The organism is Burkholderia sp. SJZ089 (genome assembly GCF_007828315.1).
Lineage (GTDB): Bacteria > Pseudomonadota > Gammaproteobacteria > Burkholderiales > Burkholderiaceae > Burkholderia > Burkholderia gladioli.
On sequence record NZ_VIUM01000003.1, the window covers coordinates 438,518 to 453,323 of the forward strand.

Here is a 14,806-nt window from a genome sequence, read left to right on the forward strand (position 1 = left end):
CGCTCACTGCGGCACCCGGATCGACAGGTTCGCGGGCCAGCGCATCCGCGAATCGATACGGACCCACGCGACACCCGGCAGCCCCGTCTTGACGAGTTTCAGATGCTGGAGCAGCAGCTCGCGGCTGATGCGCGCCTTGACGCGAAACATCAGTTTCTGGCGCTCGCTCGCGGTTTCGACGGTCTTCGGCGTGAACTGCGCGGTGCTGGCGACAAAGGTGATCGCGGCCGGGATCACATAGTTGGGCGCGGCATCCAGCACCACGCGAACTTCGGCGCCGAGCGCGACCTTGCCGGCTACCGTCTCGGGCAGGAAGAAGGTCATGTAGACATCGGAGAGGTCGATCATGTTGAGGACCGTTCCGCCCGCGGCGAGCACCTCGCCCGGCTCCGCCACGCGGTATTGCACGCGGCCGTCGCGCGGTGCGGTGAGTTCGCTGTCGACGATATCGGCATTGACCCGCGCAGTGGTGGCCTGCGCGGCCACCACCATCGAACGCGCCGCGACGAGCTGCGCGCGGGCCGCGTCGATCGCGGCCGTCGCGGTCGCGACCTGCGCGATGGCGGCGTTTACCGCTGCCTCGGTGCTGCGCATTCGCGCGCGGTCGTCGTCGAGTTCCTGCATCGACGAAGCCCCTTCGCGCGACAGCGTTTCCGAGCGCGCGAGCTTGCGTTGCGCGGCGTCGAGTTCGGCCTCGCGCTGCCTCACGAGCGCTTGAGCCGCGGCCTTGTCGCTCACGCGCTGCGCGACCTGGGCCTCGACGCTGGCCGCGTTGCTGATCGCCTGCTGATGCCGCGCGCGCGCCTCGTCGAGTTGCGCTTCGAGCACGGTGAGCTGCATCCTCGCAAGCGGCTGGCCCGCTTTCACGAAGTCGCCTTCGTCGACATAGATACTGTCGACGCGGCCGGCAAGCTTGGTCGCGACGTCGATTTCGGTCGCCTCGACACGACCGTTGCCGCTCGCGAACGCGTCGCCCGGGCCGTCCTTGTGCAGTCGCGTCCACGCATGATAGCCGGCCGCCGCGGCGACGAGCATCGCTGCGGCGGCAATCAGCCTTGTCGTCCTTGTTGCAAGGTTCATTGCGACGGGTCCTGTGAGGTCGAATGTCCGGCTATCGATGGCCGCTGGCCGGCCCGGGCCTCGTGCTCCAGATCGCCGCCCAGCGCGGAGTAGAGCGCGACCCGGCTCGACAGCAGCGCCCGGCGGGTCTGCACGAGCGATTGCTGCGCGTCCAGCAGATCGCGCTGTGCGTCGAGTACTTCGAGGAACGGCGTCGCGCCGCTGTCGTAGCGCAGCCGCGCAAGCCGCGCGCGCTCGGTCTGCGCGTCGAGGCTCGCACGTGCCGATTGAACCTGGTCGGCCAGCCACGCGCGTGCCGACAAGGCATCGGCCACGTCGCGAAACGCGGACTGGATGCTTTTTTCGTACTGCGCGAGCGCTTCCCGCCGGCGCGCCTCTTCGAGAGCCAGGTTGCTGCGGTTGCGTCCCGCGTCGAACACCGGCAACGACACGCTCGGCAGGAAGATCCACGCGCCGGTGTTGGACGAGAACAGGTCCTGAAGCGCGGTACTGCTGGTGCCGAGCGTGCCGGTCAGGGTGATGCGCGGGAAAAAGGCGGCGCGCGCCGCGCCGATGTTCGCGGCGGCTGCGCGCAATTGATGTTCGGCGGCGACGATGTCGGGGCGATTTTCCAGCAGTTGCGACGGCAGGCCCGCGCCGAGATCGGCCCGAATGCTGTTGTCGTCCAGGCGCGTCGGCGGCGACAGCGCCGTCGGCGTGCCGACGAGCACGTCGAGCGCATGAGCATCGGTGGCGCGCTGCTGCTGTAGTCGTGCGGCGAGAGTGCGCGCCTGTTCAAGCAGAATCTGCGACTGCGTCAGGTCGAGCCTCGGCGTCGCGCCGACCTCGTAGCGCCGCCGGACGATACGCAAGGATTCCGTGCGGGTCGCAATCGTCTGGCGCGCGATGGCGATTTGCTCGTCGAACTCGCGCAGCAGAAGGTAGGCATCGGCGACCTGCGCGATCAGCGCAAGGGTGGCGGCGCGCCGCGATGCGTCGCTGGCCAGATAGTTTTCGAGCGCGGCATCCTTCAGGTTGCGCACGCGTCCCCAGAAGTCGAGTTCCCAGTTGCTTTCGGTCAGGCTCACGCTATAGCCCGCGCCGTTGATGGGCTGGCTGCCCAGGATGCCGCCCGGCGTCCGGAAGCGGAGGGCCGACCCACCCGCCTGGACGGTAGGCAATTGATCGGCGCGGCGTACACCATATGCGGCGCGTGCCTCTTCGACACGCTGCACCGCGATGCGCAGGTCGCGGTTGTGCTCGAGCGCCTGCGCGATCAGGGCCTGAAGCTGAGGGTCCGGAAAATAGTCGCGCCAGCCCACATCGGCGGCAGTCGACTGGCCCGCGTTCGGCGCGTCGGTCGGCCACGAGGGGGCGACCGGCAATACGGGGCGTTCATACTGTGGCGCGAGCGACAGGCAAGCGGACAGCGACAGCGCGAGCGCGATGACGGCCGCGTGCAGCCGATAGGCATACTGCTTCAGGCGTTCGCTGGGAGCGGCATCGTTGCGCATGGCACGGCGGTAGGTAGGCTATGGCATCGCCTTGCCACGTCCGCGCTCAAGCGGTGATGCATTTGGCAGACAGGCGGCGACGAGCAGGTTCTGGCCCTATGGTGTCGCGTCGTGGCCGCGCAGCGTTGACGCAAGTCAACGGGCCAACCGGCCAGCGGGGATGAGCGGTGTTCCATTGGCGCCGGCGTTCGAATCTTTCTGCCGAGCCGCGGGCCACGCTCCGAAAGGGGCCGGATGCCGCCCGCCGGCAGCGAGCACGGCCGGTTACTCGAAGTCGGTCAAAGGCGCAAAACCGCGGCGCCAGTCACCCGGCCCCTGGCGCCGCACGGTCACGTTGCAATGCCTCGGCGGTTGCGAGGCCTCAGCGATCCAGCTCGAGATAATGGCGGAAGATCCCCTCCTGATTGAACGCAATGCGCCGATCCGATTCCAGGTAGTTCGCAATCGGCGGGTGCTCGGCAACCCGATCGCGAATCTCCACCAAACCCGCGTATGTCTTCTCCGCACGCGCCATCGCCTTCGGAAACGCATAGCGCAATCCTTCGATTAACTGAAAGATCGACAGATCGACATAACTGAGCTGCCCGCCAACCATGAAGCCGCCCTTGCGCGGGTTCTGCTCGCGCACGCGCGCGAAGTAGCCGAGGAACTTCGGCAGGCGATGGCGGATGAAGTCTTCCGCGCGCATCGCGGCCTCGGCCTTCTGGTCCTCGTAGTAGAGGTTCGAGGCGATCGGATGATGCGTGTCGTGGATCTCGGTGACGAAGTCTGCCACCGTCAGTTGCAATTGATGTGCCCACAGGCGGCCGGCTTCGTCCTTCGGCGCGAGGTGCAGCCTGGGGCCAAGGAACAGCAGGATATTCGCGGTCTGGCCGATGATTTGCTCGCCGGCCTTCAGGAAGGGGGGCGCGAAGGGCGGCGTGGGCAGTTCGGCGTCGAGCAGTTCCATCATGGCCGACATGCCGTCGCCCTGGCGGCCGTGCTGGCGGGCCACGTCGCTGTAGTCGGCCTCGCCGGCCTCGAGGGCCAGGCGGACGTATTCGCCCCGGCCCTGGATGCTGGGCCAGTAATAGAGTTCGTAATGCATCGTGTGCGTCTCCGTCGAGTGAGAACCTCGACAGTGTAGGGCGGGATGCGGATCGCCGTCGCGCTCGTGTCGCTGCATTTGCACAGGACAACGTGACGATCCCGCCTCAGCGCCCCTTGATCGGCAGCTCGATCTCGAACACGGCCCCGCCTTGCGCGGAGGTGCGGTACTGCACCCAGCCGCCGTGCGCCATCGCGATGGCGCGCACCACCGACAGCCCCAGCCCCGAGCCGCCGAGCTGCCGCGAACGCGAGGCGTCGGCGCGCGTGAAGGGCGCGAAGGCCTGCTTGGCGAATTCCGCGGCAAGGCCCGGCCCGGCATCCTCCACCGACAGCACCACCAGCTCGCCGGCCCGCGCCACGGCCACCCGCAGCGGTCCCGGCGTGGCGTAGCGCCGGGCATTGTCGAGCAGGGCGATCAGGGCCTGGCGCACGCGCGCGCCGTCGCAGCGCGCCACCGCCGAGGCCAGCCGCAGCTCCAGCACGAAGCCGGCTTCCTCCAGCGCGGGCCGGATCGATTCCACCGCGCGGCGCGCCTCCTCGCCAAGGTCCGTGCTCGCGCTTCGGAGCTCGAAATGTCCGCTGTCCTGCAGGGTCACGATGCGCAGGTCGTCGACCAGCCGCGACAGCCCTTCGACATGCGAGAGCAGCCCGCGGATCAGTGCGTCGTCGGGCTTGAACACGCCGTCGGCGAGGCCCTGCAGGCGCCCCTGCAGGATCGTCAGCGGGGTGCGCAGCTCGTGCGCGATCGCGGCGTTCCATTGCGCCATGTCGGCGGCCATGGTCTGCAGCTTGCCGGCCATCGAGTTGAAGTCGTCCACCAGGTGGGCGGTCTCGCCGAGCGTGCGATCGCCGGGGATGGCGCGCGCGGCCAGGTCGCCGGCCGCGATGGCGCGCGCGCTCTCGGCCAGCGAATTGAGCGGCGCCAGGATGCGCCGAGCCAGGCGCAGCGCGATCACGATCGCGGCCACCAGCGCCACCAGCAGCGTGCCGGCGAAGATCAGGTAGTCGGGCGTGCGCGGCACCCAGGAATCCTCGGGCTGCTGCAGTTGCGGCAGGTAGGTGAACAGCAGGCCGTAGATCAGGTACGAGCCGACGAAGGCGATCAGGGTGGTGATCACCGACACCAGCCCCATCGACCAGACGATCTGGCGGCCGAGGCGCCGGCGCGGGTTCATGCGCCGTTCTCGAGCCGGTAGCCCACGCCGCGCACCACCGCCAGCAGCCCGCAGGCGCCGGCCTGTTCGAGTTTCTTGCGCAGGTTGCTGACGTGGCTGTCGACGGTGCGCTCCAGCGCGTCGCCGCCGGGCAGGCAGGCATCGACCAGCTCGCCGCGGCTGAACACGCGTTGCGGCGACTTCGCCATGTGCGCGAGCAGGCGGAACTCGGTCAGTGTCAGCGCCAGCGTGACGTCGCCCGCGTTCGCGGCGGCCCCGGCTTGCGCGGCGCCCGCGCCGAGCACGCGCGCCACGTAGCTCTCGGTGTCGATCTCGATGCGCCCGGCGCGGATCACCTGCGAGCGGCCCTGCGTGCCGGCGCGGCGCAGCACGGCCTGGGTGCGCGCCACCACCTCCACCGGGTTGAAGGGCTTGACGATGTAGTCGTCGGCGCCAAAGCGCAGGCCTTGCAGGCGGTCGATGTCCTGGTCCATCGCGGTCAGCATGATCACCGGCGTGGCGCCGCGCCGGCGCAGCTCGGTCAGCACCGCCCAGCCGTCCAGGCCCGGCATCTTCACGTCGAGCAGCACCAGGTCGGGCTTGAGCACCGGATGGACGTCGAGCGCGGTCTGGCCGTCGGCCACCCGGTAGGTGCGAAAGCCTTCGCGCGTCAGGTAGGCATCGAGGATCTCGGCGATTTCGGGTTCGTCTTCGGCGATCAGGATCAGCGCGTTCATGGTGGTCGTGCGGGGGCGGGAAGCCATGGGAGGATGGCCGGCACATGATAGCGCGGCCCGTCGAGGCCTCGCGCGGGCGCGAGGCGCGGGTCCATCGAACCTCCATCGCTTCTCCACAAACGCTGAATCGTGGGGCCCGATGATCGGCAGCCTGGCGGCATCGCCCCTTTGCGCCCGACGCGGCGCAGCCGGCGGCCAGCGTGGCCAGCCCGCCTCACCCACCGTGTCCCGATCATCATGAATCGCCTGCGTACCCTTTTCATTACCGCGCCCGCGCTGGCCCTGCTGCTGGGCGCCGCCGCCTGCCGCGACCGGCATCCTGCCGACGGCGCCGCCGCCGCGCCGGCCACCCCGGTCAGCGTGATCGCGCTGCACCGCCAGAGCGTGCCGCTCAGCACCGAGCTGGCGGGCCGCGTGGTGGCCTCGCTCGAATCCGAGGTGCGCCCGCAGATCTCGGGCGTGGTGCGCGAGCGCCTGTTCGTCGAGGGCAGCGACGTGCAGGCCGGCCAGCCGCTCTACCGGATCGATCCTGCGCCCTACCAGGCCGCCTACGACAGCGCGAAGGCCGCGCTGCAGCGCGCCGAGGCGGCCGTGCCGACGGCCCTGGCCCGCGCCGATCGCAACGCGATCCTGTCGCGCGCCCAGGCGATGAGCAAGCAGGAGTACGAAACCTCGGTGGAAACGCTGGCGCAGGCGCGCGCGAGCGTGGCGGTGGAGCGCGCAGCGCTGGAGACGGCGCGCATCAAGCTCGCCTACACGACGATCCGCGCGCCGATCTCGGGCCGCATCGACAAGTCCTCGCTGACGCCGGGCGCGCTCGTCACCGAGAGCCAGGGCACCGCGCTGACCACCATCCGCCTGATCGACCCGATCAACGTGGACCTGACCGAGTCGAGCGCGAACCTGCTGAACCTGCGCCAGGCGATCGACGCGGGCCGCGTGAGCCCCTCGGGCGGCAAGGTGCGGGTGCGCCTGCGGCTGGAGAATGGCGCGAGCTACCCGCTGGAAGGCACGCTGCAGTTCTCGGAATCGAGCGTCAACGCGGCCACCGGCACGGTCACGCTGCGCGCGGTGTTCCCGAACCCGCAGCGGCTGCTGCTGCCCGGCATGTACGCGCGCGCGGTGCTGGAGACCGGCGCGGTGCGCGACGCCTTCCTGGTGCCGCAGCGCGCGATCGGCCGCAATCCGCGCGGCGAGGCCACCGCGCTGTTCGTGCGCGACGGCAAGGTGGTCGAGCAGGTGCTGGAAGGCGCGCGCGAGCACGGCAACGACCTGATCGTCGAGCGCGGCGTGCATGACGGCGACCAGGTGATCGTCGAGGGCAGCCTGGCGGTGCGCGATGGCGACGCGGTGAAGGCCAGCCTGGTGGCGATCGACCCGGCCACGGGGCGCGTCACGGCGGTGACGCAGGCCGAGACGGCGGGCATCAAGCCGGCGGTGGCCACGGTGCCGGCCGCCGCCGAGCCGGCCAGGCCCTTGCCGAGTCCGAGCGCGAGCCCCAGCGCGAACCCGGGCGAGAAGCCCGTGCCGCAGGCCGGCACGACAGCCCCGCCCGTCGCGCAGTCGCCTTCGGCGGCGCCGGCCGCCACGGCCTCGGCCGCCGACGAAAAGCGCTATCACCCGGTGCCCACGCGCCCGATGCTGACCCTGCTGCCGTCGCCGTTCCCTTACGCGATGGCACGCGGCGCCTCGGCCGTCACCGTCAGCTGAGGCCGCATCGATGTCGGAATTCTTCATTCGCCGCCCGATCTTCGCCTGGGTGCTGGCGATCACGGTGATGCTGGGCGGGCTGCTCGCGCTGCGCACACTGCCGGTGGCGCAGTACCCCGAGATCGCGCCCACCACCATCTCGATCTTCGCCACCTATCCGGGCGCCGATGCGCGCACGGTCGAGAACTCGGTCACGCGCGTGATCGAGCAGGGCATGACCGGGGTGGACAACCTGCAATACATGTCGGCCTCGTCGGAATCGACCGGCGAGGTCGAGATCCGCCTGACCTTCACCAACCGCGCCGACCCGGACGTCGCGCAGATGCAGGTGCAGAACAAGCTGCAGCTGGTCACCTCGCAGTTGCCGACCATCGTGCAGACCTCGGGCCTGACCGTCACCAAGTCCTCGGCGAGCTTCCTGATGGTGGTGGGCTTCGCCTCGACCGACGGCAAGCTCGATTCGGCCGACCTCGACGACTTCGTGGTCAGCGCGATGAACGACACCATCAAGCGCGTGCCGGGCGTGGGCAACACGCAGCTGTTCGGCGCCGCCTACGCGATGCGGATCTGGCTCGACCCCGCGAAGCTGCACCGCTACGCGCTGATGCCGGGCGACATCGAGGACGCGCTGCGCGCGCAGAACGCGCAGGTGGCGGCCGGCCAGCTCGGCGCGCAGCCCGCCGTGCCGGGCCAGCAGCTCAATGCCACCGTCACCGCGCAGAGCCGCCTGCAGACGCCGGCGCAGTTCGGCAACGTGATCGTCAAGAGCGGCGCGGATGGCGCGATCGTGCGGCTGCGCGACGTGGCGCGCATCGAGCTGGGCGCGGAAACCTACACCTACGAATCGCGCTACAACGGCATGCCGGCCTCGGGCCTGGGCGTCAATCTCGCTCCCGGCGCCAACGCGATCGACACCGCGCGCGCCGTGAAGGCCGCCATCGCCTCGCTCTCGGGCACCATGCCCAAGGGCGTGCAGGTGTTCTATCCCTACGACACCACGCCCTTCGTCACGCTGTCGATCGAGGAGGTCGTCAAGACCCTGATCGAGGCCGTGGTGCTGGTGTTCATCGTGATGTTCGTGTTCCTGCAGAGCGTGCGCGCCACGCTGATCCCGGCGCTGGCGATCCCGGTGGTGCTGCTCGGCACGCTCGGCGTGCTGGCGCTGGCCGGCTACTCGATCAACACGCTCACCATGTTCGCGATGGTGCTGGCGATCGGCCTGCTGGTGGACGACGCGATCGTGGTGGTGGAGAACGTCGAGCGCGTGATGCACGAGGAAGGGCTCTCGCCGCGCGAGGCCACCCGCAAGTCGATGCGCGAGATCACCGGCGCGCTGGTGGGCATCGCCACCGTGCTGTCGGCGGTGTTCGTGCCGATGGCCTTCTTCTCGGGCTCGACCGGCATCATCTATCGGCAGTTCTCGGTGACCATCGTCACCGCGATGCTGCTGTCGGTGCTGGTGGCGATGGTGCTCACGCCGGCGCTCTGCGCGACCCTGCTCAAGCGCGGCGAGGACCATGCCGCCAGGCGCGGCCTGGCCGGCTGGTTCAACCGCCATTTCGACCGCGGCGCGCTGGCCTACCGGCGCGGCGTGCAGGGCGTGCTCGCGCGCGGCCGGCGCTTCCTGCTGCTGTTCGTGCTGCTGGTGGCCGTGACCGGCTGGATGTTCGTGCGCCTGCCCGGCTCGTTCCTGCCGGTCGAGGACCAGGGCACCCTGATCACCGCCGTGCAGCTGCCGGCCGGCGCGATGCGCGATCGCACCGAGCAGGTGCTCTCGCGCGTCACCGACTACTACCTGAAGGACGAGAAGCATGCCGTCGAGGGCGTGATGACGGTGGCCGGCTACGGCTTCGGCGGCTCGGGGCAGAACGTCGGCATTGCCTTCATCCGCATGAAGGACTTCAAGGATCGGCGTAAGGCGGATTGGTCCGCGCAGGCCGTGGCGCAGCGCGCGCAGGCCGCTTTCTCGGCGATCCGCGACGCGCAGGTCTATGCGCTGCTGCCGCCGGCGATCGACGGCATGGGCACCTCGAACGGCTTCGACTTCTTCCTGCAGGACGTGAACGGCGCCGGCCACGAGCGACTCAACGCGATCCGCGACCGGCTGCTGGCGGCCGCCGGCAAGAGCCCGCTGCTCGCCAACACGCGGCCCAACGGGCAGGAGGACACGCCGCAGTTCGCCGTCGAGGTGGACCAGTCGAAGGCCAGCACGCTGGGCCTGAACCTGGCCGACGTGAACACCACGCTGTCGGTGGCCTGGGGCAGCGACTACGTCAACGACTTCATCGACCGCGGCCGCGTCAAGCGCGTCTACGTGCAGTCCGACGCGGGCTTCCGCATGCACCCGGGCGATCTCGATCACTGGTACGTGCGTGGTTCGGGCGGCGAGATGGTGCCGTTCTCCTCGTTCGCGGCGGGCCGCTGGAGCTTCGGCGCGACGCGCCTGGAGCGCTACAACGGCATGTCGGCGCTGGAGATCCAGGGCGAGGCCGCGCCGGGCGTGAGCTCCGGCGACGCGATGCGCGAGATCGACCGGTTGGTGGCCTCGCTGCCGGCGGGTTTCCGCCACGAGTGGACCGGCTTGTCCTTCGAGGAGCGGCTGTCGGGCAACCAGGCCACGGCGCTGTACGCGATCTCGGTGCTGGTGGTGTTCCTGTGCCTGGCGGCCTTGTACGAGAGCTGGTCGATCCCGATCGCGGTGATGCTGTCGGTGCCGGTGGGCATCGCCGGCGCGCTGGCGGGGGCCTTCCTGTTCGGGCAGACCAACGACGTCTATTTCAAGGTCGGCCTGTTGACCACCATCGGCCTGGCCGCCAAGAACGCGATCCTGATCGTCGAGTTCGCGCTGGAACGCGAGGCGCGCGGCGCGAGCCTGCTGGAAGCCACGCTCGACGCCGCGCGGCAGCGCCTGCGGCCGATCCTGATGACCTCGTTCGCCTTCATCCTCGGCGTGCTGCCGCTGGCGCTCGCGAGGGGCGCGGGCTCGGGCGCGCAGAACGCGATCGGGGTGGGCGTGCTGGGCGGGATGATCGCGGCCACGGTGCTGGGGATCTTCTTCGTGCCGCTGCTGTTCGTGAGCGTGCGGCGGGTGTTCGGGGGGCAGGCGCGGGAGGGGTGATGCATGGATGGCGAGCGGCGTTTTGAATCTCAAATGGGTCGATTCCTGAGAATCGAGCGGTTTTGTTTCGCACCACGCAACAAGCCCCGCCAAAGCCGGCGCCCACTTACCTCACTCGTCCGATCACTCAGGGTATCCGCCGATGCCCGGAGCCTGCACGGCGCTCCCCGGATTCGTGTACGCTGCGACCACCCGCAGCCTCCGCCCGCCGAGGAGCTTCGCATGAACGGAATCGAGATCATCGCCCGCTACGAAGCGGCATTGCGCGACGCGATGCTGGCCAACGATGTCATGACCTTGTCCGAGCTGATCGACGACGACCTGGTGTTCACGGCGCCCGACGGGCAGGTGCTGTCGAAGGACGACGACCTGGATGCGCATCGCGCGCGGCTGCTGCGCCTGCATCGGCTCGACATCATCGAGACGCGCTCGCGGCGCGTAGGCGAGATGGTGGTGACGGTCACCAAGGCCGATCTGGCGGGACATTTCGGCTCCACGCCGATCGACGGGCAATTCGCCTATACGCGGCTCTGGCGTGCCTCGGGTGCGCGCTGGCGGGTGATCGCGGGGCACGCCTCGCGGATCGGCTGAAGCGCGTGCCGGTGCCGCCGCCGAGGCGGCAGCCCGAGGATGTCGGCCATGGCCGAATGTGGATCGGGATCAGGCCGCAAGCGCGTTGCGGATTGCCGCGGAAAGCTCGGCCGGCGAAAACTTGGCGATATAGCCGTTCGCACCGGTATTTCGAGCATGGGTCTCGTTCGCTTCCCCGGTCAGGGAGGAATGGATCAGCACCGGAATATGTCTCAGACGGTCATCGGCCTTGATTTTCCGCGTCAAGGTAAAGCCGTCCATCTCGGGCATCTCGAGATCGGTGACCACCAGGGAAACCTTGTCGCGTACCGGCACGCCTTCCTGCTCGGCCTGCTCGGTCAGCTTGAGCAGCATCTGCCAGGCCATTTCCCCGTTCGACGCCATCATGTGAGGCGCCTGCAGCGCGGTCAGCGCCTGGTCGAGCAAGGCCCGCGCGAAGCCCGAATCGTCCACCGCGAGAATGCTCCCGCTCGATGCGCGCACGGCTGCACCCACGTCCGCCGGCTTGACGTCCTCGTGCTGCTCGGGGAACACGTCGCGCATCACCTGCTCGACATCGAGGATCTGCGCGAGCCGGCTTTGTCCGTCCGCGTCGCCGAGTCGCGCGATGCCGGTCACGTAGCCCGAAGTGCCGCTCGATTCCGCGCTCAGCACCTGGTTCCATTCGAGGCGCACGATGTCCTCGACCTCCTCGACGGCGAATGCCTGCGTGCCGCGCGAGAATTCCGTCACCAGCAGGATGGCCGGCGCACTGTCGGTCCGGGTGCCGATCAGGGAGGCCAGATCGATGACGGGGATGATCTGACCGCGAATGTCGACCGCGCCGAGGATGTGAGCGGCCGAGCCCGCGATCGGCGTGACCTCGGGCATGGTCGCGATCTCGCGGATCTTGAACACGTTGATGCCGTACAGGGCGCGTGCCGCGTTGGGGCGCACGCTCCCCAGGCGAAACAGCAGGAGTTCGAGCCGATTGTTGCTCGTCAGCGTCGTGCGTTCGTCAATGTTGCCGTCGATGGTTTTCATGAGATCTCCTGGTTTCGCGGATTGAGTCCGATTGGGGGGCGGGGGCAGCGCATGGCATGCCGCGCTGGCGAAAGGCTGCCTGGGCGTTCACGTCATGGTGCTTGCGACGGGAACGATCAGCTCAGGGCCGGCACGCGATCGCCCGGCGAGAAGGACTGTTCCAGTCTCGTCGCCGCGATCAGCGCGTTGCCGAGCAGCCCCTCCTGCAGTACGAGAGCGCGCTTGATTTCCGGTTCGAACGAAATCGGGCGCCACAGCTCGGCGGCGGAAACGCCCTGGCTGATATGGAGCAGGGACAGCAGTCCCACCAACCGGCCCTTGTTGTACGCCTGGGGCGTGGCACCCCGGGAAGTCAGCCAGTCGCTTATCCGGTCGGCGCGTTGCCGAGCCAGGTCGGTAAGCGGGTCGGCCGTCGCGTCGGCTCCCCCTTGATACAGTTGCAGCGCGCACCACGTGAGCAGCATCTGGGTGCCGGCAAGCGAGACGGCATGCTCGATCGACGAGATTCTCGACCTCGACGGGTTGCCGACGGTGCAACTGTTCGCCAGATGCAGCAACTGCACGCATAACCCAGGGCTTCGCTCGATCTTCTCCGCCAGTCGAGGCAGGCTTGCCTCGTCGAGCAGCGCCTGTATCAACTGAGTGACGACCTCGAGGTCCGGCAGGACCTTCTTCTTCGATATGACTTGAGGTCGGCTGAAATAGAACCCTTGCATCAGTGCGCAGCCGGACGCCAGGGCGCATGCACGCTCGGCAACCGTTTCGATTTTCTCCGCGAGCGCCATCTTGCCGTGCTTGACGACGGTATCGATCAGCCGGTCGCGCTGCTCGGGATCGGTATAGGGCCAATCCACTTTCACGATGTCGATCAAGGGGAGGATGTTGAGCAGATCGGGCGACGCCGTGCGCACGTCGTCGAGCGCCAGGCGGAAGCCGAGCGATTTCAGCTGCTCGCAACGGCGTATGAGCTGCCGGTCCAGCTCGCATGTCTCGAGAATCTCGAGCACGAAGCGGCGAACGGGTAACGTGTGGATCGCCGGCGACATCAGAAAGGCCGCCGAGCAATTCAGGAAAAAGGTGCCGACCGGCGAGACATTGTTGAGGCCCACGTGGCCCATCGCTGCCTCGATCACGGTCATCGTTGCCCGTGAGTGATCGGTAACGGATGCCACGGCGCCCGCCCCGTCACGAAACAGCAGCTCGTGGCCGTATATCTTTCCAACGCGATCGACGATCGCCTGCTTGGCGAAGATCGCCAGGCCGTGCTCGCGATCGGCAGTGCCGGCTTGCATCTCAACCATCCTCCAGGCGAATTGAAAACCATCAAGCCGGCTGGCATCGCCGAAGTGGCGAGCGCCCGCGCTTTCATCCCACCGCTCGTCTGCTGGCCCGATATCCTCGCGGGCGGGCGAGCGGCAACATTCTCCAATAGCGTTTGGCATCGCCGATGCCGCCTTCAATCCTCAGACCGATTGATTTCGGCACGGCGCATTCCTCATATGGCAATGCGCGACACGACAATGAAAATGTAATAACGACACCGGCTCGATTTGCTTGAGTGGTTCGGGTGTTTATACCGATGCCGCATCGGCGGAAATCGGGGGCGCGGCGCCCGTGACTGGCGGGTGTCGCCGGCAAGCCGTCGGGCCCGGCCTTGCCCGTGGCGGGACGGCAAGCGGCTTCACGGCCCGGACAGTTCGACGAGTAGCGCTTGCAGCACCTGGATTTCGTGCTCCGCATTACCCAGCAGTTTTGACAGGGCGACGGCATTTTCGTCGCAATGATGGACGAGATCCGCCATGGCCGAGCCCACGATCGTGCATGACGATTCGCGAGAGGCGTCCGCGTCCGGCAACTCGCGCAGGCTGGCGATGGCCTGTTCCAGGATGCATCGCATCTCGACGGCCAGGCGGCGCGCCATGCTCAGGTGGGCAGGGGCCGTCAGCGCGAACGTCGCCTCCAGCAAGTGCGCCACCTCCGTCATGTGCGGTCGCCGTTTGCCGAGGGCGCGAGCCGACTCGCATACCGCCCGGCGCAGGGCGATGGTTTCATCGTACCGCTTGTCGATGGCGACAAGCGCCCCGCAAAGCGAATCCAGGGCCGTGCCCAGGCGGGCGATCTGACCGGATTTCCAGGCCGGGCCGCTGCCGTGCTGCATGTGGAATGCGCTCATCTTCGTGTTTTCGTGCATGGCAGGTGGTGGCGCTTCGCTCGCAGACGGCACCGCTCCCGGGGCTTGACCAGGCATGCCTAGACAGCGGTTCTCGTCTGGACAATGGATTCGTCCGTCGCCAGGCGCCCGGTTTTCATCCGGACAGGTTTTGCCGGTTGGCGCAAGCATCGCGAATGTAGCGTCCGTGCTCGAGCCCCAACGATTGCAAGCGGTGCAGTTGTTCCTGGCTCCACTTGGAGCCGGCGGAAGGCGGCGACGATGCGAAGCTGCGCCGCGCTTCGACACCATAGAAGCCGATCGCCACCCCCGTAGCGTATGAGCGCAGTGCTTGCGCATCGTCCGAGCCGGGGGCATCGTCCCAGTCCGCACGATCGATCATCGCCGCCGCCTGCGCGATGCAGCGCTGCGCCCATGCGAGCGGATCGAACAACCGGCAATGACGTGGGTGTTGCCGCGCCAACTGCCGCAGTCGATTTTCCGTGTTCGAATAGACGATCGACCGGATTCCCATCGCCAACCCGCGCCAATATTTCTCGATGCTGCTCATGTCCGTCCCATGTTCATTGTCCTGCTGCCCCAAGCGACTCCGATTTGCCCGAGTTCAGGCGGCGATCGGGAGATGGTTCGCGCCTGGCCCA

Annotated in this window: 12 protein-coding genes; 3 read left to right on the top strand and 9 right to left on the bottom strand. The window is 68.2% G+C overall.

Going from position 1 to position 14,806, the window contains the following annotated elements:
* Positions 1–3: 3 nt before the first annotated feature.
* The 5 genes from FB600_RS07840 to FB600_RS07860 all read right to left on the bottom strand — a co-directional run bounded on the left by FB600_RS07840 (position 4) and on the right by FB600_RS07860 (position 5,553).
* Entirely contained in the window at positions 4–1,080 is a 1,077-nt protein-coding gene (locus FB600_RS07840; protein WP_145756482.1) for an HlyD family secretion protein, read from the bottom strand.
* A complete protein-coding gene (locus FB600_RS07845) occupies positions 1,077–2,573 on the bottom strand; it encodes an efflux transporter outer membrane subunit (RefSeq protein ID WP_145756483.1) in 1,497 nt (498 codons plus the stop codon). The genes FB600_RS07840 and FB600_RS07845 overlap by 4 nt, the downstream gene beginning before the upstream one ends.
* 361 nt (positions 2,574–2,934) lie before the next feature.
* Positions 2,935–3,660, bottom strand: a complete 726-nt coding sequence (locus tag FB600_RS07850; RefSeq protein ID WP_046576193.1) for a glutathione S-transferase — start codon at positions 3,658–3,660, stop codon at positions 2,935–2,937.
* A 106-nt stretch (positions 3,661–3,766) separates the two neighbouring features.
* Positions 3,767–4,837: an ATP-binding protein gene (locus FB600_RS07855; protein ID WP_013689172.1), complete on the bottom strand. Its 1,071-nt coding sequence runs from the start codon at positions 4,835–4,837 to the stop codon at positions 3,767–3,769.
* Positions 4,834–5,553 (bottom strand): response regulator, encoded by a 720-nt coding sequence (locus FB600_RS07860; RefSeq protein WP_046576196.1) that lies wholly within the window; start codon positions 5,551–5,553, stop codon positions 4,834–4,836. The genes FB600_RS07855 and FB600_RS07860 overlap by 4 nt, the downstream gene beginning before the upstream one ends.
* Positions 5,554–5,790: 237 nt before the next feature.
* Here FB600_RS07860 and FB600_RS07865 point away from each other — a divergent pair, with 237 nt between their 5' ends.
* The 3 genes from FB600_RS07865 to FB600_RS07875 all read left to right on the top strand — a co-directional run bounded on the left by FB600_RS07865 (position 5,791) and on the right by FB600_RS07875 (position 10,972).
* Positions 5,791–7,263 (top strand): efflux RND transporter periplasmic adaptor subunit, encoded by a 1,473-nt coding sequence (locus FB600_RS07865; RefSeq protein WP_145756484.1) that lies wholly within the window; start codon positions 5,791–5,793, stop codon positions 7,261–7,263.
* Positions 7,264–7,273: 10 nt separating this feature from the next.
* Positions 7,274–10,381 carry an efflux RND transporter permease subunit gene (locus tag FB600_RS07870; RefSeq protein ID WP_145756485.1) on the top strand — a complete coding sequence of 1,036 codons (3,108 nt, stop codon included), beginning with the start codon at positions 7,274–7,276 and terminating at the stop codon, positions 10,379–10,381.
* Positions 10,382–10,603: 222 nt separating this feature from the next.
* On the top strand, positions 10,604–10,972 hold the full coding sequence (locus FB600_RS07875) for a nuclear transport factor 2 family protein (protein WP_096752394.1): 369 nt from the start codon (positions 10,604–10,606) through the stop codon (positions 10,970–10,972).
* Positions 10,973–11,041: 69 nt separating this feature from the next.
* Here the strand turns inward: FB600_RS07875 and FB600_RS07880 are convergent, their stop codons facing one another.
* The 4 genes from FB600_RS07880 to FB600_RS07895 form a co-directional block, all read right to left on the bottom strand.
* On the bottom strand, positions 11,042–11,995 hold the full coding sequence (locus FB600_RS07880) for a chemotaxis protein (RefSeq protein ID WP_098151583.1): 954 nt from the start codon (positions 11,993–11,995) through the stop codon (positions 11,042–11,044).
* Between the two features lie 116 nt (positions 11,996–12,111).
* The gene (locus FB600_RS07885) at positions 12,112–13,287 is read right to left on the bottom strand and encodes an EAL and HDOD domain-containing protein (protein ID WP_096752971.1); all 1,176 of its coding nucleotides are present in this window, start codon (positions 13,285–13,287) and stop codon (positions 12,112–12,114) included.
* 389 nt (positions 13,288–13,676) lie between these two features.
* On the bottom strand, positions 13,677–14,168 hold the full coding sequence (locus FB600_RS07890) for a hypothetical protein (RefSeq protein WP_227742725.1): 492 nt from the start codon (positions 14,166–14,168) through the stop codon (positions 13,677–13,679).
* 133 nt (positions 14,169–14,301) lie between these two features.
* The gene (locus tag FB600_RS07895) at positions 14,302–14,715 is read right to left on the bottom strand and encodes a hypothetical protein (protein ID WP_098151584.1); all 414 of its coding nucleotides are present in this window, start codon (positions 14,713–14,715) and stop codon (positions 14,302–14,304) included.
* Positions 14,716–14,806: the final 91 nt, after the last annotated feature.